This window comes from Sphingomonas hengshuiensis, from assembly GCF_000935025.1.
Lineage (GTDB): Bacteria > Pseudomonadota > Alphaproteobacteria > Sphingomonadales > Sphingomonadaceae > Sphingomonas > Sphingomonas hengshuiensis.
The window spans coordinates 5,121,379-5,139,334 of record NZ_CP010836.1 but is presented as its reverse complement, the minus strand read 5'-3'; the positions used below and the strand labels follow the sequence as shown (position 1 = coordinate 5,139,334).

General features: G+C 66.6%; 24 protein-coding genes. 21 read left to right on the top strand and 3 right to left on the bottom strand.

The features are described from left to right. Positions 1–148: 148 nt before the first annotated feature. The 9 genes from TS85_RS23480 (at position 149) to TS85_RS23440 (ending at position 5,557) form a co-directional block, all read left to right on the top strand. Entirely contained in the window at positions 149–970 is an 822-nt protein-coding gene (locus tag TS85_RS23480) for an aspartyl/asparaginyl beta-hydroxylase domain-containing protein (protein ID WP_077228771.1), read from the top strand. 31 nt (positions 971–1,001) lie between these two features. Beyond that, on the top strand, positions 1,002–1,286 hold the full coding sequence (locus TS85_RS23475) for a hypothetical protein (protein WP_044335502.1): 285 nt from the start codon (positions 1,002–1,004) through the stop codon (positions 1,284–1,286). Positions 1,287–1,350: 64 nt separating this feature from the next. After that, positions 1,351–1,926 (top strand): NifU family protein, encoded by a 576-nt coding sequence (locus tag TS85_RS23470; protein ID WP_044335500.1) that lies wholly within the window; start codon positions 1,351–1,353, stop codon positions 1,924–1,926. A 31-nt stretch (positions 1,927–1,957) separates the two neighbouring features. Next, positions 1,958–2,551: a malonic semialdehyde reductase gene (locus tag TS85_RS23465; protein ID WP_044335498.1), complete on the top strand. Its 594-nt coding sequence runs from the start codon at positions 1,958–1,960 to the stop codon at positions 2,549–2,551. Beyond that, the gene (gene tsaB, locus TS85_RS23460; protein ID WP_077228770.1) at positions 2,481–3,197 is read left to right on the top strand and encodes a tRNA (adenosine(37)-N6)-threonylcarbamoyltransferase complex dimerization subunit type 1 TsaB; all 717 of its coding nucleotides are present in this window, start codon (positions 2,481–2,483) and stop codon (positions 3,195–3,197) included. Before TS85_RS23465 ends, tsaB begins: the two co-directional genes overlap by 71 nt. Then, complete coding sequence (locus TS85_RS23455; RefSeq protein WP_044335496.1) at positions 3,194–3,670, top strand: GNAT family N-acetyltransferase; 477 nt, start codon at positions 3,194–3,196, stop codon at positions 3,668–3,670. Before tsaB ends, TS85_RS23455 begins: the two co-directional genes overlap by 4 nt. Before the next feature lie 107 nt (positions 3,671–3,777). Further along, the gene (locus TS85_RS23450; RefSeq protein WP_044336923.1) at positions 3,778–4,194 is read left to right on the top strand and encodes a MucR family transcriptional regulator; all 417 of its coding nucleotides are present in this window, start codon (positions 3,778–3,780) and stop codon (positions 4,192–4,194) included. 111 nt (positions 4,195–4,305) lie between these two features. Next, positions 4,306–4,728 (top strand): Fur family transcriptional regulator, encoded by a 423-nt coding sequence (locus tag TS85_RS23445; protein ID WP_044335495.1) that lies wholly within the window; start codon positions 4,306–4,308, stop codon positions 4,726–4,728. Beyond that, positions 4,700–5,557: a lysophospholipid acyltransferase family protein gene (locus TS85_RS23440; protein WP_044335494.1), complete on the top strand. Its 858-nt coding sequence runs from the start codon at positions 4,700–4,702 to the stop codon at positions 5,555–5,557. The genes TS85_RS23445 and TS85_RS23440 overlap by 29 nt, the downstream gene beginning before the upstream one ends. A gap of 100 nt (positions 5,558–5,657) precedes the next feature. Here the strand turns inward: TS85_RS23440 and TS85_RS23435 are convergent, their stop codons facing one another. Continuing rightward, positions 5,658–6,023 (bottom strand): GIY-YIG nuclease family protein, encoded by a 366-nt coding sequence (locus tag TS85_RS23435; protein WP_227698599.1) that lies wholly within the window; start codon positions 6,021–6,023, stop codon positions 5,658–5,660. A gap of 29 nt (positions 6,024–6,052) precedes the next feature. Between TS85_RS23435 and miaB the strand changes: the two genes are divergently transcribed. The 7 genes from miaB to TS85_RS23400 all read left to right on the top strand — a co-directional run bounded on the left by miaB (position 6,053) and on the right by TS85_RS23400 (position 12,078). Further along, positions 6,053–7,363: a tRNA (N6-isopentenyl adenosine(37)-C2)-methylthiotransferase MiaB gene (miaB, locus tag TS85_RS23430; protein WP_077228769.1), complete on the top strand. Its 1,311-nt coding sequence runs from the start codon at positions 6,053–6,055 to the stop codon at positions 7,361–7,363. Between the two features lie 180 nt (positions 7,364–7,543). Then, positions 7,544–8,569, top strand: coding sequence for a PhoH family protein (locus TS85_RS23425; RefSeq protein WP_044335492.1), 1,026 nt, complete (start codon positions 7,544–7,546; stop codon positions 8,567–8,569). A gap of 50 nt (positions 8,570–8,619) precedes the next feature. Continuing rightward, the gene (locus TS85_RS23420) at positions 8,620–8,880 is read left to right on the top strand and encodes a type II toxin-antitoxin system VapB family antitoxin (protein WP_044335490.1); all 261 of its coding nucleotides are present in this window, start codon (positions 8,620–8,622) and stop codon (positions 8,878–8,880) included. Then, positions 8,877–9,275 carry a type II toxin-antitoxin system VapC family toxin gene (locus tag TS85_RS23415; protein WP_044335488.1) on the top strand — a complete coding sequence of 133 codons (399 nt, stop codon included), beginning with the start codon at positions 8,877–8,879 and terminating at the stop codon, positions 9,273–9,275. Before TS85_RS23420 ends, TS85_RS23415 begins: the two co-directional genes overlap by 4 nt. After that, a complete protein-coding gene (gene ybeY / locus TS85_RS23410) occupies positions 9,275–9,784 on the top strand; it encodes an rRNA maturation RNase YbeY (protein ID WP_044335486.1) in 510 nt (169 codons plus the stop codon). The genes TS85_RS23415 and ybeY overlap by 1 nt, the downstream gene beginning before the upstream one ends. 8 nt (positions 9,785–9,792) lie before the next feature. Then, a complete protein-coding gene (locus TS85_RS23405; RefSeq protein WP_044335484.1) occupies positions 9,793–10,710 on the top strand; it encodes a hemolysin family protein in 918 nt (305 codons plus the stop codon). A gap of 3 nt (positions 10,711–10,713) precedes the next feature. Next, the gene (locus TS85_RS23400; protein WP_044335482.1) at positions 10,714–12,078 is read left to right on the top strand and encodes a PQQ-dependent sugar dehydrogenase; all 1,365 of its coding nucleotides are present in this window, start codon (positions 10,714–10,716) and stop codon (positions 12,076–12,078) included. A gap of 148 nt (positions 12,079–12,226) precedes the next feature. Here the strand turns inward: TS85_RS23400 and TS85_RS23395 are convergent, their stop codons facing one another. Further along, positions 12,227–12,529 (bottom strand): polyhydroxyalkanoic acid system family protein, encoded by a 303-nt coding sequence (locus TS85_RS23395; RefSeq protein ID WP_044335481.1) that lies wholly within the window; start codon positions 12,527–12,529, stop codon positions 12,227–12,229. Next, the gene (locus tag TS85_RS23390) at positions 12,529–12,948 is read right to left on the bottom strand and encodes a VOC family protein (RefSeq protein ID WP_044335480.1); all 420 of its coding nucleotides are present in this window, start codon (positions 12,946–12,948) and stop codon (positions 12,529–12,531) included. The genes TS85_RS23395 and TS85_RS23390 overlap by 1 nt, the downstream gene beginning before the upstream one ends. Before the next feature lie 57 nt (positions 12,949–13,005). On the opposite strand from TS85_RS23390, the gene lnt reads away from it, so the two are divergent. The 5 genes from lnt (at position 13,006) to TS85_RS23365 (ending at position 17,845) form a co-directional block, all read left to right on the top strand. Beyond that, positions 13,006–14,565 carry an apolipoprotein N-acyltransferase gene (gene lnt, locus TS85_RS23385; protein WP_044335478.1) on the top strand — a complete coding sequence of 520 codons (1,560 nt, stop codon included), beginning with the start codon at positions 13,006–13,008 and terminating at the stop codon, positions 14,563–14,565. A gap of 72 nt (positions 14,566–14,637) precedes the next feature. Continuing rightward, complete coding sequence (gene metK, locus TS85_RS23380) at positions 14,638–15,849, top strand: methionine adenosyltransferase (protein WP_044335476.1); 1,212 nt, start codon at positions 14,638–14,640, stop codon at positions 15,847–15,849. A 121-nt stretch (positions 15,850–15,970) separates the two neighbouring features. After that, a complete protein-coding gene (locus TS85_RS23375) occupies positions 15,971–16,432 on the top strand; it encodes a hypothetical protein (RefSeq protein WP_155006542.1) in 462 nt (153 codons plus the stop codon). Between the two features lie 66 nt (positions 16,433–16,498). Next, complete coding sequence (locus TS85_RS23370) at positions 16,499–17,014, top strand: hypothetical protein (protein ID WP_044335473.1); 516 nt, start codon at positions 16,499–16,501, stop codon at positions 17,012–17,014. Positions 17,015–17,083: 69 nt separating this feature from the next. Then, a complete protein-coding gene (locus tag TS85_RS23365; protein WP_227698598.1) occupies positions 17,084–17,845 on the top strand; it encodes an EAL domain-containing protein in 762 nt (253 codons plus the stop codon). Positions 17,846–17,956: the final 111 nt, after the last annotated feature.

Sequence of the window (17,956 nt, the reverse complement as noted above, 5' to 3'; positions counted from 1 at the left end):
GACCCACTGTGGCCGAAAGGCTTCAGCAATCCGGAAACCCCGAACAGCCCCGCAATCGCCATGTTTTGGCCCCGACTCGAGAATTAATCCTGCATTCGCGATGGGTTGCGGCAAAAATGCCTGCCCGCCGCGCAGGGGGACGACAAGGATGACGGTGACGCTCGACTCGCGCAAAGGCGCCGCTTTCCGGCACTTCGACTCGGCGGTGACGGCACCCGATCCGGCGGGCGCATTCACTCCCGCGGCGCTGGCCCCCGGTCGCGACCGGCCCTGGTTCCTGCGCCATGGCACGCCCCTGCGCGGCGCGCTGGATCGCATCGTTGCCGCATCGTCGCTGGTGTCCAACGCCCCGGTGCTCGACATGCGCGACTTCGGCTGGACACAATTGCTGCGCGACCATTGGCCAGCGATTCGCGACGAGGCGGTCGCCGCCGCACGCGAACCGCGCCGCGCGCCGTCGCTCGCGCGGGTCCCGCCCGATCCCCGCGCGATCGGCATATGGCGCGCCTTCTTCCTATGGGGCCATGGCTATCGCATCGCCGAGAATCTCGATCGCTGCCCGGTGACTGCCGGGGTGGTCGCGCGGATTCCGGGGCTGAACAGCGCATTCTTCTCGGTCCTCGCCCCCGGCACGCACCTCCCCCCGCATCGCGGCGTGACCAAGGGGCTGATCACCTGCCATCTCGGGCTGGTGGTGCCGCGCGACGGCGACGTGCGGATGCGCGTGGGCGACCGGGTGGTGCGCTGGGCCGAGGGCGAGACTCTGGTGTTCGACGACACCTATGACCATGAACTGTGGAACGACAGCACGGGCACGCGCGTCGTCCTGCTCCTCCAGTTCCGCCGCCCGCTGCGCCAGCCGGGGCGCTGGCTGGCCGACACGCTGCTCGGCATGCTGCCCCGCTGGAATGCCGCGCTGACGGCACTGGAGCGACAGGCGCCCGCGCAATCGGCAAAGGTTCGCAGTTGAAACCCCGCCCGCCGCACCCGAAATAGGCGCGATGGACAGCAGCAACGGCGCCGAACGCAGCCAGGCATGGCGCGAGTTCCGCAGGATGATGATCGTCATCGCGCTGTGCGGCGTCGCGATGGTCGCGGGCGCGCTCTGGTATCTCTCGCTCTACGGGCCGCTCTATCCGTCGATGGTGATCGCCACGGTCGGCGGCGTGTTCGTCTCGACGCTGCTCGGCTGCGGGCTGTTCGCCGCGGCGTTCTTCAGCGACAAGAGCGGGCACGACCGCAATGTCGGCGAGGCCACGCGCACGACCGACACGGGCGAGGACTGAGCGGCAACCCAGCGTTTCCGCACGGGCGCTTGATCCGCAGCCGCCAAGCGCCCACATCGCGGGCATGTTGATCGAGACCGAACCCACTCCGAACCCCGCGACGCTGAAGTTCCTGCCCGGTCGTACCGTGATGGAAGCCGGCACCCGCGACTTCGCCAGCCCCGAGGATGCCGAAGCCTCGCCGCTCGCCGATGCGCTGTTCGGACTTGGCGACGTGACCGGCGTGTTCTTCGGGCGCGACTTCATCTCGGTCACCGCGGCGCCCGGCGTCGAATGGCCGATGCTCAAGCCCGATGTGCTCGGCATCCTGCTCGACCATTTCTCCGCCAACATGCCGCTGTTCCGCGCCGGCAGCGCCGCGGAAATCGCGGTTCCGCCAGAGGGCAGCGAATTTGGCGACGATCCCGCCGATGCCGATATCGTGGCGCAGATCCGCGAGCTGATCGAAACCCGCATCCGCCCCGCGGTCGCCAATGACGGCGGCGACATCGTCTATCGCGGCTTCGACGCGGGCAAGGTCTATCTCCAGATGCAGGGCGCCTGTTCGGGCTGCCCCTCGTCCACCGCGACGTTGAAGAACGGGATCGAGCAATTGCTCAAACACTACGTCCCCGAAGTCACCGAAGTCCGCGCGATCTAACCGCGCTCCCCTCCAGACAAGGACCGAATACATGGCGCAACCCCTGGACGATGCAGGGCTGGATACGATATTTCGTACCGCACGCAGCTTCAACGGCTATACCGACCAGCCGGTGACCGAAGCCGATATCCACGCCATCTACGACCTGCTCAAAATGGGGCCGACCTCGGTCAACCAGCAGACGGCGCGGTTCGTGTGGATCACCAGCCAGGAGGCCAAGGACAAGCTGGCCGACTTGTCGAGCGGCTCCAACGCCGAAAAGATCCGCAAGGCACCCGCCAGCGTGATCATCGCCACCGACCTCGATTTCCACGAACAGCTTCCCTGGCTGTTCCCGCATGCGCCCGATGCGAAGAACTGGTTCGCCGATCCGGCATCGCGCGAAGTCCATGCGTTTCGCAATTCGTCGCTCCAGGGCGCCTATTTCATCATCGCGGCGCGCGCTTTGGGCCTGGATACGGGTCCGATGTCGGGATTCGACAATGCAAAGGTTGACGCGGCGTTCTTCAGCGACCAGCCCCGCGTGAAATCCAACTTCATCTCTACGCTGGGCCATGGTGATCCCTCCACAGTCTTTGGCCGGCTCCCCCGGCCCGAATTCGAACGGTTCAACCGCGTCGTCTGAGACGCGTCCGACGCTCGTCATCGAAACCGCGACGGCGGCGTGCTCGGTCGCGCTGCTCGTTGGCGGTGTCGTGACCGCCCGCGCGCACGACGTCGTCGGGCGCGGCCATGCCGAGCGGCTGGTGCCGATGATCGCGAGCCTGCCGGGCCAGGGCCGCGCGCCGCGCATCCTCGTCGATGTCGGCCCCGGCAGCTTCACCGGAGTCCGCGTCGGGCTGGCGGCGGCGATCGGGCTTTCGATTGGTTGGCAGGCACAGGTCGCGGGCTATTCCTCGCTCGCGCTGCTCGCCGCGGCGGCGTTCGACGCCGATCCGGCGCTGGCCCGACTTGCCGTCGTGCTCGAAGGCGGGCACGGTGAAGTCTTCATGCAGGGGTTCGCTTCCTCCCGGCCTGATGGCCTGCTTGCCGACGGCCCGTTGCGGTCGCTGCTCCCCGCCGATGCGCTCGCGGCGCTCGATGGGCGCCCTGCGATCGGCAGCGGCATCCGCCGCCTCGCCGCGCTCGATCCCGCCGCCGATCTGCGCGAGGCGCTTCCCGACGCTGGCGATGCCCGCCTGCTCCCGCCCGCCTTCGCCACGCTGCCGCCGCGCCCGATCTATGGCCGCGCACCCGACGCGCGCACGCTGGCCGAACGGGGGCTGGCATGAGCACCGCGGTCAACCTCACCGAATTGCGCGAAGGCGGCGTCCAGGACGTGCCCTCGGTCGCGGCGATCATGCAGGCGGCGTTCGATCCCCGCTATGGCGAGGCATGGACCAACGCCCAGTGCCTGGGGATGCTGTCGCTGCCCGGCGTGTGGCTGGTCGTCGCCAGCGTCGACGGCGTCGATTCCGGCTTCGCGCTGTCGCGTTCGACCGGCGACGAGGCCGAGCTCCTCCTGCTCGCCACGCGTCCGGCGGCGCGGCGGCGCGGCGTTGCCGGGGCACTTCTCCGCGCGGTGATCGCCGAAGCGCGCGCCCGCGACGTCGAAAAGCTGCATCTAGAGGTCCGCGCGGGCAACGATGCCGTCCGGCTATACCGTCGCGAAGGTTTCGAGAAGGTCGGCGAACGCCGCGCCTACTATAGAGGAAAGACCGGGCAGGTGTTCGACGCGCAGACATTCTCGCGGACGCTCGCCTGATTTTTGCTGCAACTGCTGTCTAATCACTTGCGCTCGTGGCCGAATGGTCCGATAGCGCGGCGCAGGCGGCAACCTATAGTCGCCCTCAATGGGTCGAAAGGAATATCATGGAAGCTTCTTCGGACACGCATGAAACGTTGATCACGCTCACCGCCGATATTGTTGCAGCACATGTCAGCAATAACAGCGTCGCGGTTTCTGATCTTCCGGTGCTCATCCAGAACGTGCACTCCGCGCTGACCGGCCTTGGCGGCATCCCCGTCGAGCCTGAAGTGAAGCAGGAGCCTGCGGTCTCGATCCGTGCATCGGTCAAGCCCGACTTCATCGTCTGCCTCGAGGACGGCAAGAAGCTGAAGATGCTCAAGCGCCACCTGATGACGCACTATCAGATGACCCCGGAGCAGTACCGCGCCAAGTGGAGCCTGCCCGCCGACTATCCGATGGTCGCCCCCAATTATGCAGAGCAGCGCCGCACGCTCGCCAAGAAGATCGGTCTGGGCACGAAGCGCCGCAAGCGCGTCTGAACCAGCGCACCGCGCCGATTTGCAACGCCGGTCCCGGGGGATATGCCCGGGGCCGGCGTTTTGCGTCGGGCTGCCCTTCCCCCACCGCATCATTGCCGTTACATCGGGCAAATGCCGCGCAAGATTGATCTAGAACAGCTCTGCCACGACAAGGGGCTCCGCATCACCGAGCAGCGCAAGGTGATTGCCCGTGTGCTGTCCGACGCCGAAGACCATCCCGACGTCGAAAAAGTCTATGAACGCGCCTCGGCGATCGATCCGGGCATTTCGATCGCGACGGTGTATCGCACCGTGCGGCTGTTCGAAGAGGCCGGGATTCTCGACCGCCACGATTTCGGCGATGGCCGCGCGCGCTATGAACCCGCACCCGAGGCGCATCACGATCACCTGATCGATGTCGAGACGGGCAAGGTCATCGAATTCGTCGATCCCGAGCTCGAACTGCTCCAGAAGCAGATCGCCGAGCGGCTGGGCTTCCGCCTCGTCGATCACCGGATGGAGCTCTATGGCGTCGCACTCGACCGCAAGGGCTGACGCCGCCGAGGGCAACCCGCCACCGCTGACCGGCATCGAACAGGCGCGGCTATGGTTGCGCGTGGCGATGCTTGGCGGCGCAGTCGCGCTGTTCGTGCCGCTCCATTATCTGTTCCGGCTGTTCCGCCTGCCCTCGCCCTGGCCGCGCCATTTCCTCGGCACTGCCGCGCGGATCGCGGGTGCGCGCGTCCGCTGCGTCGGCACGCCGCTGAAGCGCGATGTATTCTATGTCTCCAACCATCTGAGCTGGATCGATATTCCGGCGCTGGGCGGCGCCAGCGGCACCGCCTTCGTCGCCAAGGCGGAGATCGGCACCGCGCCGATCGTGGGCTGGCTCGCGGGGCTCAACCGCACCGTCTATGTCAAGCGCGAGAACCGGCTCGGCGTCGCCGAACAGATCAACCAGCTCCGCGACGCGCTCATCGACAACTGGGCGATCACGGTGTTCCCCGAAGGAACCACCACCGACGGCAAATCGCTGCTCCCGTTCAAGACGCCGATGCTCCGCGTGCTGGAGCCCCCGCCGCCCGGCGTGATGGTCCAGCCGGTGCTGCTCGATTATGGCGATGCGGGCGAGGATATTGCCTGGATCGGCCAGGAACGCGGCGTCAGCAACGCCCGCCGCATCCTCGCGCGCCGCGGCAGCTTTGCCCTGCGCGTCCATTTCCTCGAGCCCTTCTTCCCGGCGGACTTCCCGGGCCGCAAGGCAATCGCCGCCGAAAGCCGCCGCCGCATAGAGGCGGCGCTGATCGCCACGCTCGGCCACCCCTTACGCCCCTTCCGCTACGCTGAGGAAGCGATCGGGTACAAGGGCAGCCCCGCGGGCTGAGGCGTCACGCCCCCCTCCCTTCCCGTCATGCTGAACTTGTTTCAGCATCCAACCCGCACACCGGATGCCCGTCGGTCGATGCGTACCAGCCCCACCAAATCTAATCTCCAGGAGACAGTGGCTCGGCAATGCCCAGCCCCGAGGCCAGATCATTCCATTCGGGATTGGCGCGCTCGATCAAGTTGAGCTTCCACTCGCGATGCCAGCGCTTCAACTGTTTCTCTCGTGCAATTGCGCCGTCCATCGCTTCGCAGGTCTCGAAATAGACAAGCCTTTGGACGTTGTAGCGCGCGACGAATCCGGCGGTTACCCCATTGCGATGCTGATATAGTCGGCCAGGAAGGTCAGACGTGACTCCGATATACAGCGTCCCCCGAGGCCGACTCGCCAAAATGTAGACGCATGGAGTCCGCTCTCGCATGGCCGCAAATTTGCCGCGCCTTGGATGCTGAAACAAGTTCAGCATGACAGAGGTTTTGGCTATAGCGCCGCCCAATGAAACCATCCCCCAAAACCTATCACGTCAAGTCGTTCGGCTGCCAGATGAACGTCTATGACGGCGAGCGCATGGCCGAGTTGATGGCCGCGCAGGGCCTGACCGCCGCCGCCGACGCGGGCAGTGCCGATCTCGTGGTGCTCAACACCTGCCACATTCGCGAAAAGGCGACCGAGAAAGTCTATTCGGACATCGGCCGGCTGCGCAAACATGGCAAGGACCCGATGATCGCCGTCGCCGGCTGCGTCGCGCAGGCCGAGGGCGAGGAGATCGTCCGCCGCGCCAAGGTCGACGTCGTCGTCGGCCCGCAAGCGTATCACAACCTCCCCCAGCTCGTCGCCGATGCCGCGGCGGGCAAGGCCGCGCTAGACACCGACATGCCGATCGCCAGCAAGTTCGGCGCGCTCCCCCGGCGACGCAAGGTCGGCCCCTCGGCCTTCCTGACCGTGCAGGAAGGGTGCGACAAATTCTGCACCTATTGCGTCGTCCCCTATACCCGCGGCGCCGAAGTCAGCCGCCCCTTCGCGGCGATCGTCGACGAGGCAAAGGCGCTGGTCGATGCCGGCGCGCGTGAGATCACGCTGCTGGGGCAGAACGTCAATGCATGGGACGATGCCGAGGGCACCGGGCTCCACGGGCTGATCGCCGCGCTCGACCGGATCGAGGGGCTGGCGCGCATCCGCTATACCACCAGCCACCCCAACGACATGCGCGAAGGGCTGATCCGCGCGCATGCCGAGGTCGAAAAGCTGATGCCGTTCCTGCATTTGCCGGTCCAGTCGGGCAGCGACCGGGTGCTCAAGGCGATGAACCGCAGCCACAGCCGCGACTCGTACCTGCGCATCCTCGACCGCGTCCGCGCCGCGCGGCCCGACATCGCGCTGTCGGGCGACTTCATCGTCGGCTTCCCAGGCGAAACCGATGCCGAGTTCGAAGCGACGCTCAGCCTCGTCGACGCGGTCGGCTATGCCCAGTGCTTCAGCTTCAAATACAGCCCCCGCCCCGGCACCCCCGCCGCCGACATGGCCGATCAGATCGCGGCGGAGGTGATGGACGAGCGCCTCCAGCGGCTCCAGGCATCGCTCAACCGGCATCAGGCCGCCTTCAACGCCGCGACGGCGGGGCGGACCTGCCCGGTGTTGATCGAACGGACGGGCAAGCTCCCCGGCCAGATGCTCGGCAAGTCGCCCTGGCTGCAATCGGTCCATCTGCTGACCGATGCGAAGATCGGCGACCTGATCGACGTCGAAATCGTCCGCGCCGACCCCAATTCGCTGAGCGGGGTGCAGCGGGCCCGCGTCGCCGCCTAGGCAACGCTTCCTCACCGAATTTCCGCTGTCCTACATGCGCCTTGTCTGCCATCCTGCGGCGCACGACATGCGCCACGGAACCCCTCGCCCTGCTCCCGGTTACGCCGTTATCGTCTCGCCGAACTTCCGTATCGTATATGCGTCAACTTCGTAAACTTTGCCCCGCCCCGAAAGGACCGCATGAGCCGCAAGCCTGTCCAAGCCCAGTCTGGTGAGCGGTCGCGCACCGAGGTCAATTTCGACAAGCCCCAGCTCCTGCCGCAACTCTTCGGCGAGTATGACAGCAACCTCCTCGCGCTGGAGGAACGGCTGGGCGTCTACATCCACGCGCGCGGCCAGCGTGTGGTGATCGAGGGGTCGGCAGAGGCGGTGGCGCATGCCCGCGAAGTGCTCCAGGAGCTCCATACCCGCGTCATCCGCGGCGAGGATATCGATACCGGGCTGATCGAAGCGGTGATCGCGATGTCGAGCGAACCAACGCTCACCGGCATCCTGCGCGCCGAGGCGCCGGGCGGCAGCCCGGCCGGCAATGGCGGCAATGGCGGCGGGCTGATGATCCGCACCCGCAAGAAGACGATCGTGCCGCGTTCGGTGACGCAGACGCACTACATGCGCGAACTCATGTCGAACGACATGATCTTCGCGCTCGGGCCGGCAGGGACGGGCAAGACCTATCTGGCGGTGGCGCAGGCGGTGGCGCAGCTCATTACCGGCAGCGTCCAGCGGCTGATCCTGTCGCGCCCGGCGGTCGAGGCGGGCGAGCGGCTGGGCTTCCTGCCCGGCGACATGAAGGAAAAGGTCGACCCCTATCTCCGCCCGATCTACGACGCGCTCTATGATTGCCTGCCCGCCGAACAGGTCGAGCGCCGGATCGCCAGCGGCGAGATCGAGATCGCGCCGATCGCCTTCATGCGCGGGCGCACGCTGGCGGATGCTTTCGTGATCCTCGACGAGGCGCAGAACACCACCCCCGCGCAGATGAAGATGTTCCTCACCCGCTTCGGCCAGAACAGCCGGATGGTGATCTGCGGCGACCCGAACCAGACCGACCTCCCCGGCGGCCCCCCCGCCTCCGGCCTCAACGACGCGGTGTACAAGCTCGACGGGATCGAGGGGATCTCGATCGTCCGCTTCGGCGTCCACGACGTCGTCCGCCACCCGATCGTCGGGCGGATCGTCAACGCCTATGAGGGGCCGGGTTCTTGAAGCACGGGATATCCCGGCCTATGTTCGGGATATCCCATCGGAGACGCGGCATGGCATCGCTGTATATCAAGGATCAGGAAGCCAACGCGCTCGCGGAGCGGCTCGCAGCAGAGCGTGGGCTCACCAAGACTGCTGCGGTCAAGCTGGCGCTGCGCCACGAACTGGAGCGTCGCGCCGCGCCGCCGCCCGTCGAGGATCGCCGCCCCTTGCGCGAACGCATGATTGATTTCTGGGAACGGCATCCGCTGCCGCCAACGCTTGGGCCGCCAGCTGACAAGGCTTTTTTTGATTCGCTCTCGGACGACCTGTGACCTGGTTCGTTGATGCGTCAGCGATCGTCGCAATTTTGGGTTTAGAAGAGGATTGGCAAAAATTGGCTGATGTCCTGGACGAGTATCCCAGGCGCCTCTGGTCTCCGATTTGCCATTGGGAAAGCGCCGTTGCCCTGGCCCGGCGGCTTCGTACCTCGACCCAACACGCCGAAATGATAGTCTCCGATTTCGCAGAGTCCAATCGCTTCGATCTCGTTCCCATCGGTATGGGGGAATGCAGGTTGGCCCTTGAGTCTTGGTTCCGCTACGGCAAGCGCTCCGGCCATCCTGCCCGTCTCAACATGGGGGATTGCTTCGCCTATGCCTGCGCCAAGACCCATGGCGCCCGCCTGCTCTACAAGGGCGACGACTTCTCTCACACGGACCTTGCCTGATGCTTGACGTCGCCGCGCTTCGCGAAGCCGATTGGCCCGAACTCGATTGGGACGCGCTCGCCGCGCGTGCCGTCGAAACCGCGATCCGCCAGACCCCCTATGCCGAATGGCTCGGCTGGCCGACCGCGATCGAAGTCGCGGTACGGCTGACCTCGGATGACGAGGTCCAGGCACTCAACCGGCAATATCGCGACAAGGACAAGCCGACCAACGTCCTGTCCTTCCCGATGATCCAGCCCGATCTGCTGGAAAGCGTGACGCAGAACAGCGACGACGGCGAAGTATTGCTCGGCGACATCGTTCTTGCGCACGGCGTCTGTGCGGGCGAGGCGGTGGAGCGTGAGGTTTCTGTGCAGGATCATGCCACGCACCTGATTGTCCACGGCATGCTGCATCTGCTAGGCTATGACCATATGGGGGACGCCGAGGCCGAGGCGATGGAAGACATGGAGCGCGCCGCGCTCGACCAGCTTGGCCTGCATGATCCGTACCCCGTGCGCGAGGACTGAACACGACCATGGCCGACGGCCCCAGTAGCACCGCCACAGGTGGCGACTCTAGTAACGACAGCGGCGGCATATGGCGGGGAATCCGCACGCTCCTGTTCGGCGACGACCATGGCGACACGCTGCGCCACCGGCTCGAAGACGCGATCGACGAGCATGAGGAGGATGGCGGCAAGGCGCCGGCGGGCGACCTCGCCCCGATCGAGCGCCAGATGCTGCGCAACCTCCTCCATTTCGGCGAGCGCGACGCAGGCGATGTCGGGGTGCCCCGCGCGGACATCGTCGCGGTGGACGAAGCGACCAGCTTCGCCGATCTCGTCGCGCTGTTCGCCGAGGCCGGGCATAGCCGCCTGCCGGTGTATCGCGAGGAACTCGATACGATCATCGGCATGGTCCATATCAAGGACGTGTTCGCGATCCTCGCCGCCGGTGCCCCGCACCCGCCGAGCATCGCCGACCTGATCCGCCAGCCGCTCTATGTTCCCCAATCGATGGGCGCGCTCGACCTGCTGGCGCAGATGCGCGGGTCACGGACGCATCTCGCCATCGTGCTCGACGAATATTCGGGGACGGAAGGACTGATCACGATCGAGGATCTGATCGAGGAGATCGTCGGCGAGATCGAGGACGAGCATGACGACGCGCCGACCGCGCTGCTGGTGCCGATCGAGGGCGGCGGCTGGGAAGCAGATGCCCGTGCCGAGCTGGAGGACGTGGCCGAGATCATCGATCCTCGCCTCGCCGAGGTCGAGGAAGACATCGATACTCTGGGCGGGCTCGCCTTCGTGCTCGCGGGGCATGTCCCCGCCCCGGGCGAATGCCTGCACCATCCCAGCGGCTGGACGTTGGAAGTGGTCGAGGGCGATTCGCGCAAGGTCACGCGCCTGCGCCTCCACCCGCCCGCGCCGCGCACCGAATCCGAGGAATAGACGATGCTCAAGCGTATCCTGATCGTGCTGGGCATCCTCGCCGTCGCGGCGGCGGGGCTGTTCTTCTGGTACGGCCAGCCGGACGAGGCGCAGCTTAGCGAACAGGCGGTCACAGGGCGCATCCCCCAGCTTGGCACCGCGCGGCCGCAGGACATACCGACCATCGGCATCGCCAAGCCGGTCGGCTGGGCCGAGGGCGCCAAGCCGACGCCCGCCGCGGGGCTCCAGGTCGCGGCCTTTGCCGACAAGCTCGATCATCCGCGCTGGCTGTACCGGCTGCCCAATGGCGACGTGCTGGTCGCCGAGACCAATTCGCCGCCGCGTGAGGGCGGCGGGATCACCGGCTGGATCATGGGGCTGCTGCTCGGCCAGGCGGGCGCCGACGTGCCTTCGCCCAACCGCATCACGCTGCTGCGCGACACCAATGGCGACGGCGTGGCGGACCAGCGCTCGGCGCTGCTGACCGGGCTCAACTCGCCCACCGGCATGGCGCTGGTCGGGAATTGGCTCTATGTCGCCAACACCGATGCGCTGGTGCGCTATCCGTTCACGCCCGGCCAGACGCAGATCACCGCCAAGCCCGAGAAGATCATCGACCTGATGGGCGGCGGCAATCACTGGGCGCGCAACGTCGTCGCCGCGCCCGACGGCAAGAGTCTGTATGTCAGCGTCGGATCGGCGTCGAACATCGCCGAAAACGGGCTGGAGGCCGAGGGGCAGCTCTATGTCGACGGCACCCCCAGCGCGCGAGGCCGTGCGCTGATCCTCCAGGTCTTCCCCGACAGCAAATCCGCCCGCGTCTATGCCTGGGGGCTGCGCAATCCCAACGGCATGGCGTTCGAGCCGCATTCGGGCCAGCTCTGGACCGTCGTCAACGAGCGCGACATGCTGGGGTCGGACATGCCCCCCGATTACCTGACCCAGGTCGATTTCGGCGCCTTTTACGGGTGGCCGTGGAATTATTGGGGCGGCTATGTCGACAAGCGCGTCACCCCCGAACGCCCCGACCTGCGCGAATATACCAAGCGCCCCGATTTCGCACTGGGCGCCCACACCGCACCACTGGGCCTGACCTTCGCGACCGACGCGAAGCTGGGTGGCACTTTCGCCAATGGCGCGTTTGTCGGGCTCCACGGATCGTGGAATCGCAAGCCGCTGTCGGGATATAAGGTCGTCTATATTCCCTTTGGCGACAATGGCTTCCCCGCCAAGGGCGCGAAGCCGGTCGACCTGCTCACCGGCTTCCTCGCCACGGACGGCAAGACGACGCGCGGGCGCCCGGTTGGGGTCATCACCGACGCGACGGGCGCGCTGCTGGTCGCCGACGATGTCGGCAACCGCATCTGGCGGGTAAGCGCGGCGAAGTAGCCTCTTTCCCTCTCCCGCTCGGAGAGGGAGGGAGCCGATGCAATCGGCGGAAGGGTGAGGGTGACAGGGTAGAGCGCATCGCCCTCACCCTCCCGCCGCCGTTGGCGGCTCCTTCCCTCTCCCGCTGGGAGAGGGACCGTAACCACCCCTACTCCAGCAACTTAGGCCCCTTCTCGGCCAGTTTCTCGCGGATCTTCGCCGCGAACAGCGCGAGCATCGGCGGCAGATCCACGACCGCATGGACGCGGTCGTCATACACTTCGAGCCGGCTCGCCACCTTCTGCCCCATCGCGCTGACGCTGAAATGGAGGACGTCGCCGTCCCAGGCCTGCTCGACATGCCCGCCGCCGGGGAACAGGTCGGCGAGCTTGCCGACTCCGCCGGCCAGCCGGGCGCGTACCGCGTCGCGCCCCAGCTTGTGCGGGATGTCGAGGGTGATCGGATCAGCCATTATCGGGCGAACAACATTGCATCGTCTCCAAACGCCTTGAACTCCAGTGCGTTGCCACTGGGATCGCAAAAGAACATCGTCGCCTGCTCGCCGACCTGCCCCTTGAACCGGACATGCGGCGCGATCCCGAACGGCACGCCTGCCGCCTCGACTCGCGCAGCCAGCGCTTCCCAGTCGGCCATGGTCAGCACCACGCCGAAATGCGGCACCGGCACGTCATGCCCGTCGACCGGGTTGGAAACCGCCACCGCCCTGGCGCCCGCATCGAGATGGGCGACGATCTGGTGCCCGAAAAAATCGAAATCGATCCAGCGCTCCGACGAGCGCCCCTCGGCACAGCCCAGCACCCCGCCATAAAAGCCGCGCGCGGCGGCGAGGTCATGGACCGGAAAGGCGAGGTGGAAGGGGCGCAGCGTCATGCCCGGGCCCTAACAAATCCTCCCCAGCATGGGGAGAGTTTGTTAGGGGCAGGCCCCATGTCGCACCGTCCCATGCTCGTCGCGCTCGCCGCCGGTCTCCTGTCGGCGACGGGATTCGCCCCGCTCGACTGGTGGCTGGTCGCCCTGCTGTGCTTCGCCGCGCTGCTGTGGATCACCCATGAGGCACCCACGCTCCGCTCGGCACTGCTGCGCGGCTGGGTGTTCGGGGTGGGGCATTTCACTGTCGGCAACAACTGGATCCAGCACGCCTTCGATTATCAGGACAAGATGCCGCCGGTGCTCGGATATTTCGCGGTCATTCTGGTGGCGCTGTATCTGGCGATCTATCCAGCATTGGCGATGGGGCTGGCGTGGCGGTTCGCGCGCAGCGTGCGGCATCGCTCGGGATGGGTGGAGCCCGATTTCGGCTTCGTGCTCGCCGCAGCGGCGGCGTGGATCGTCAGCGAATGGCTGCGCGGCACGTTGTTCACCGGATATCCGTGGAACCCGCTCGGTGTGATCTGGGTGCCGACCTTCATAGGCGGGATCGCAGCGTGGATCGGCACCTATGCGCTGTCGGGAGTCGCACTGCTGGCCGCCGGGCTGCTCTTCCTCGCGGCGCGGCGCCAGTATCTGCCGCTGCTGATCGGCGCGCCCGTGCTGGCGATCGCCGGGCTGGCGACGCTGGATTTCCCGCAGACCCCCGCCGCGCCCGAAGCAACGGCCCCCCGCGTCCGCGTCGTCCAGCCCAATATCGGGCAGGAGAATGTCGGCAGGCCCGATTATGACGAGCGCGTCCTCGCCAAGCTGCTCGAATGGAGCGGTAAGCCCGGTGCGGCGCCCCGGCTGATCGTGTGGCCGGAGGGGATGGTGAATTATTACATCGAAGACGGCTATCCCGATCCGCGATTCTATCGCGGCGCCGATCCCCGCTGGGTCCGCGCCCGGATCGCCGCCGTTCTGGGGCCGCGCGACACTGCGCTGATCGGCGGAACGGCGTTGTTCTTCGATGCACAGGGGCAGGTGAGCGGCGCCGGCAATTCGGTGTGGACGCTCAATCCCGCCGGGATGCTCGGCGCGCGCTATGACAAGGCGCATCTGGTGCCTTACGGTGAATATCTGCCGATGCGGACGCTGCTCGCGCCGCTGGGGCTGGCGCGGCTGGTGATGGGGGATGTCGATTTCCTCCCCGGCCCCGGCCCGCGCGGGCTTCCGGTCCAGGAGTTCGGCACCGCGGGCATCCAGGTCTGCTACGAGATCATCTTCTCCGGACAGGTGGTCGACCGCGCGCATCGCCCCGCCTTCCTGTTCAATCCCTCGAACGACGCCTGGTTCGGACGCTGGGGCCCCCCTGAGCATCTCGCGCAGGCGCGGCTGCGCGCGATCGAGGAAGGCCTGCCGATCCTGCGCGCCACGCCTACGGGGATTTCCGCGGTGATCGACGCGCATGGCCGCCTGCTAGAGACGATCCCGCTGGGGCAGGAAGGCGCGATCGAACTTGCGCTGCCCCGCCCGCTGCCGCCCACGCTGTTCGCGCGGTTCGGCAATGTCCTGGCCGGAGCCGTCGCGATGCTGCTGCTGGCAATGGCGTTTGCGTTTCGGCGCTGGGGTCGCTAGAGCACAATATAAGGAAAGCTTTATATGGCATGGCAACGGCCAGCTTTCCTCCCCAATGGCTAGAGGAAAACCATGCGTTCCAATTATCTCTTCACGTCCGAATCGGTCTCCGAAGGCCATCCCGACAAGGTCTCGGACCAGATTTCCGACGCGATCGTCGATCTGTTCCTCTCCAAGGACCCCGAAGCGCGCATCGCGTGCGAAACGCTGACCACCACCCAGCTGGTCGTGCTCGCGGGTGAAATCCGCGGCAAGGGCATCATGGACGAAGCCGGCAACTGGGCGCCCGGCGTGCCCGAGGAAGTCGAGGCGACGGTCCGCGCGACGGTCAAGCGCATCGGCTATGAGCAGGACGGCTTCCACTGGGAGACGCTCAAGTTCCACAACAACCTGCACCCGCAGTCGGCGCACATCGCGCAGGGCGTGGACGCAGGCGGCAACAAGGACGAAGGCGCCGGCGACCAGGGCATCATGTTCGGCTTCGCATGCGACGAAACCCCCGATCTGATGCCGGCGACGCTCTATTACAGCCACCGCATCCTGCACCGCATGGCCGCCGACCGCCATTCGGGTGCCGCGCCCTTCCTGGAACCCGATGCCAAGAGCCAGGTCACGCTGCGCTACGAAAACGGCATCCCCGCCGCTGCAACCGCGATCGTCGTCTCGACTCAGCATGGCAAGGGCTATGACCAGGGCGAGAAGGAAGCCGAGCTCCACGCCTATGTGAAGAAGGTCGTTGCCGACATTCTTCCGGCCGAGCTGCTCAGCGACGAGACCGTCTACCACATCAACCCGACCGGCAGCTTCGAAATCGGCGGACCCGATGGCGACGCGGGCCTGACCGGACGCAAGATCATCGTCGACACCTATGGCGGCGCCAGCCCCCATGGCGGCGGCGCGTTCAGCGGCAAGGACCCGACCAAGGTCGATCGCTCGGCGGCGTACATCACCCGCTATCTGGCGAAGAACATCGTCGCGGCGGGCCTCGCCAAGCGCTGCACGATCCAGCTCGCCTATGCGATCGGCGTCGCCAAGCCGCTGTCGCTCTATGTCGACACCCACGGCACCGGCACCGTCGGCGACGACGTGATCGAGCAGGCGATTGGCGCGATCGAGAAGCTCGGCGGCATGACCCCGCGCGGCATCCGCACGCATCTCGGCCTCAACAAGCCGATCTATGAGCGCACCGCCGCTTATGGCCATTTCGGCCGCGACCCCGAGGGCGATTTCTTCCCCTGGGAAAAGACCGATCTGGTCGACGACCTCAAGGCCGCGCTGGCCTGATCGCCGCCATCGGACGCGAAACAGGGCCGGGGGAGCGATCCTCCGGCCCTTTTCGTTTGCACGCTTGGCCTCGGCACGCTTCCCGCCTAGCCTTCGCTCGAAAGCGGGGGAGGAACAGCGCATGCGAGCATCGAAATTCATGGCGGGACTGCTCGCGCTTGCGAGCCTCTGGGCCATGCCCGCGACGGCGCAGCGCGTGCTGGAGGTGCCCGCCACCGCGGGCTGGAAACATGCCGAGACCGGGGTGATATTGCGGGCAGCGTTGACCGGCCTGCCGCGCACGCGCCTTACCGATTCGAGCAACGCGGAGTTGGACGTCGCCGCGCAATATGGCGACCCGGACGACATCAGCCTCACCCTCTATATCTTCCGCCCCGCGCTGCAGAGCGCGCCGATGTGGTTCGACCGGGCGGAAACCCAGATCCAGCAGCGCGGCACCTTCGGCGATCCTGCGCCGACCAGCGCCCCCCGCGCCTTCGCGCGCAGCCCCGGCGGTTCGGCAAGCGCGCTGCGCCGCGTCTATGTGCCCAGCAAGCCGCCGTACCGGAGCACCGGGGTGGCGATGATCCCGTTGGGGGAATGACTGATCGCGATCCGGATCAGCGCGGCAACGCTTGCCCCGGATGCGCTGGAGACCCGGCTCGACGCCGTGATCGCCGCGATCGGCTGGCCCGATGGCGTCGCGGAGAGTCCTGCGGCGGTCCCGATTCAGCCCTGTGCCCTTCCCCCGCTCGCCTTTGCCAAGCGTGCCAAGGCGAAGAAGCTGGATATGACCGATGCACTGATCGGCAGCGTGCTTGCCGGTATGGTCAGCAGCAAGGCGAAGGAGCCCCCCGCCGCCGATGCCCCAGCCGCCGAACCGACATCATGGTGTCGCGAAGGTGCGGCTGGCCCGATCTACGCAACCTATCGCAGCGGCGGCACCGACAGCTATGTGCTGGCATTGGCCGATGCTGGTCGGACGATCAGCGTCGCGCCCGGCATATCGCTCGACGACAAGCAGCCGCCTGTCGCCATCTATCTCAACGATCTGGATCGGACGCTGGTGTACCCCGGCTTTGACGGCCTGCCCCGCCCGGATCAGGTGGTGGCCGCGGTGCAGAAGGGCAGCCCGATTTCCTCCACCTCGCGGAACGGCAAGGATATCACCATCGACGCCAAGTAACCAAAAATGCCCGCTCGCGCCGCAACCCGCCTATGATGGGAACAGGGAGGTGGAGCAGGAGCAGGATAGGTGATCGCAGAGCAGAATGTCGTCGAGGCGGCGCCAAAGGCCATCTGGTCCACGCGCCCCCTGACCATGGCGTTTCAGCCGGTGGTCAACACCAATACCAACCGGATCACGGCGTTCGAGGCGGTGTTCAACAGCGCGGATGGCCAATGCGTCGCCGATTACGCCGCCGCGCTGCCCGAGGAGATCCTGCCCACGTTCGACCTGCGGTGCCGGATCGCCGCGATCGAACAGGCAATCGCCGCCGGCATCCTCGACCGCGACGTGCGCCTCGCGGTGAAGGTGATGCCGGCCTATATCGGCGATCCGGAGGCCGATGCCGAACGGATGCTGCGCATCACGCGGCGGCTGGGGTTTCCCAATCGCCGGCTGGTGTTCGAATTCAGCGAGCGCGACGACCTGGAAAGCGTCAAGATGACGGCGCTGGTCAAGGCGTATCAGAACCGCGGCTTCATCGCGGCGTTCGACGATTTCGGCGCCGCCGACAACGGCCTCGCGCTGCTCTCGCACTTCACCCCCGACACGATCAAGCTCGCCCCGGAACTGGTGCATCGGCTGTGCAGCAGCTGGTCGCGGCGGCTGGTGGTGGAGAAGGTGGTGCAGATCACCCAGCGCAACAACATTCGCCTGATCGCCGAGGGAGTTGAGACCCGCAGCGAATATGATCGGCTGCGGTCGCTGGGCGTGCCGCTGATGCAGGGGGATTTCATCGCGGCGCCGCAAGTCGGACGGCTGCCATCGCCCATGCCCATCGCACAGGGCTGACGCCCGATCGGCGCCAGAACTGAAAGAGGCCGCCGGTCCCCACCAGGGGACCGACGACCTCCGACATGGTCAGCGGCCGGAAGCTCCAGCACGGGAAACCATGCGGGCCGC

Bases quoted from the DNA above. Each gene is read 5' to 3' on its own strand.
- ybeY (WP_044335486.1), top strand. From the start codon at position 9,275: ATGCTTGACGTCGCCGCGCTTCGCGAAGCCGATTGGCCCGAACTCGAT.
- TS85_RS23375 (WP_155006542.1), top strand. From the start codon at position 15,971: ATGCGAGCATCGAAATTCATGGCGGGACTGCTCGCGCTTGCGAGCCTC.
- TS85_RS23405 (WP_044335484.1), top strand. From the start codon at position 9,793: ATGGCCGACGGCCCCAGTAGCACCGCCACAGGTGGCGACTCTAGTAAC.
- TS85_RS23455 (WP_044335496.1), top strand. From the start codon at position 3,194: ATGAGCACCGCGGTCAACCTCACCGAATTGCGCGAAGGCGGCGTCCAG.
- TS85_RS23465 (WP_044335498.1), top strand. From the start codon at position 1,958: ATGGCGCAACCCCTGGACGATGCAGGGCTGGATACGATATTTCGTACC.
- TS85_RS23425 (WP_044335492.1), top strand. From the start codon at position 7,544: ATGAGCCGCAAGCCTGTCCAAGCCCAGTCTGGTGAGCGGTCGCGCACC.
- TS85_RS23470 (WP_044335500.1), top strand. From the start codon at position 1,351: ATGTTGATCGAGACCGAACCCACTCCGAACCCCGCGACGCTGAAGTTC.
- tsaB (WP_077228770.1), top strand. From the start codon at position 2,481: ATGGTGATCCCTCCACAGTCTTTGGCCGGCTCCCCCGGCCCGAATTCG.
- TS85_RS23440 (WP_044335494.1), top strand. From the start codon at position 4,700: ATGGCGTCGCACTCGACCGCAAGGGCTGACGCCGCCGAGGGCAACCCG.
- TS85_RS23445 (WP_044335495.1), top strand. From the start codon at position 4,306: ATGCCGCGCAAGATTGATCTAGAACAGCTCTGCCACGACAAGGGGCTC.
- TS85_RS23395 (WP_044335481.1), bottom strand. From the start codon at position 12,529: ATGGCTGATCCGATCACCCTCGACATCCCGCACAAGCTGGGGCGCGAC.
- TS85_RS23450 (WP_044336923.1), top strand. From the start codon at position 3,778: ATGGAAGCTTCTTCGGACACGCATGAAACGTTGATCACGCTCACCGCC.
- TS85_RS23400 (WP_044335482.1), top strand. From the start codon at position 10,714: ATGCTCAAGCGTATCCTGATCGTGCTGGGCATCCTCGCCGTCGCGGCG.
- miaB (WP_077228769.1), top strand. From the start codon at position 6,053: ATGAAACCATCCCCCAAAACCTATCACGTCAAGTCGTTCGGCTGCCAG.
- TS85_RS23435 (WP_227698599.1), bottom strand. From the start codon at position 6,023: ATGCTGAACTTGTTTCAGCATCCAAGGCGCGGCAAATTTGCGGCCATG.
- TS85_RS23480 (WP_077228771.1), top strand. From the start codon at position 149: ATGACGGTGACGCTCGACTCGCGCAAAGGCGCCGCTTTCCGGCACTTC.
- TS85_RS23475 (WP_044335502.1), top strand. From the start codon at position 1,002: ATGGACAGCAGCAACGGCGCCGAACGCAGCCAGGCATGGCGCGAGTTC.
- metK (WP_044335476.1), top strand. From the start codon at position 14,638: ATGCGTTCCAATTATCTCTTCACGTCCGAATCGGTCTCCGAAGGCCAT.
- TS85_RS23420 (WP_044335490.1), top strand. From the start codon at position 8,620: ATGGCATCGCTGTATATCAAGGATCAGGAAGCCAACGCGCTCGCGGAG.
- lnt (WP_044335478.1), top strand. From the start codon at position 13,006: ATGTCGCACCGTCCCATGCTCGTCGCGCTCGCCGCCGGTCTCCTGTCG.
- TS85_RS23390 (WP_044335480.1), bottom strand. From the start codon at position 12,948: ATGACGCTGCGCCCCTTCCACCTCGCCTTTCCGGTCCATGACCTCGCC.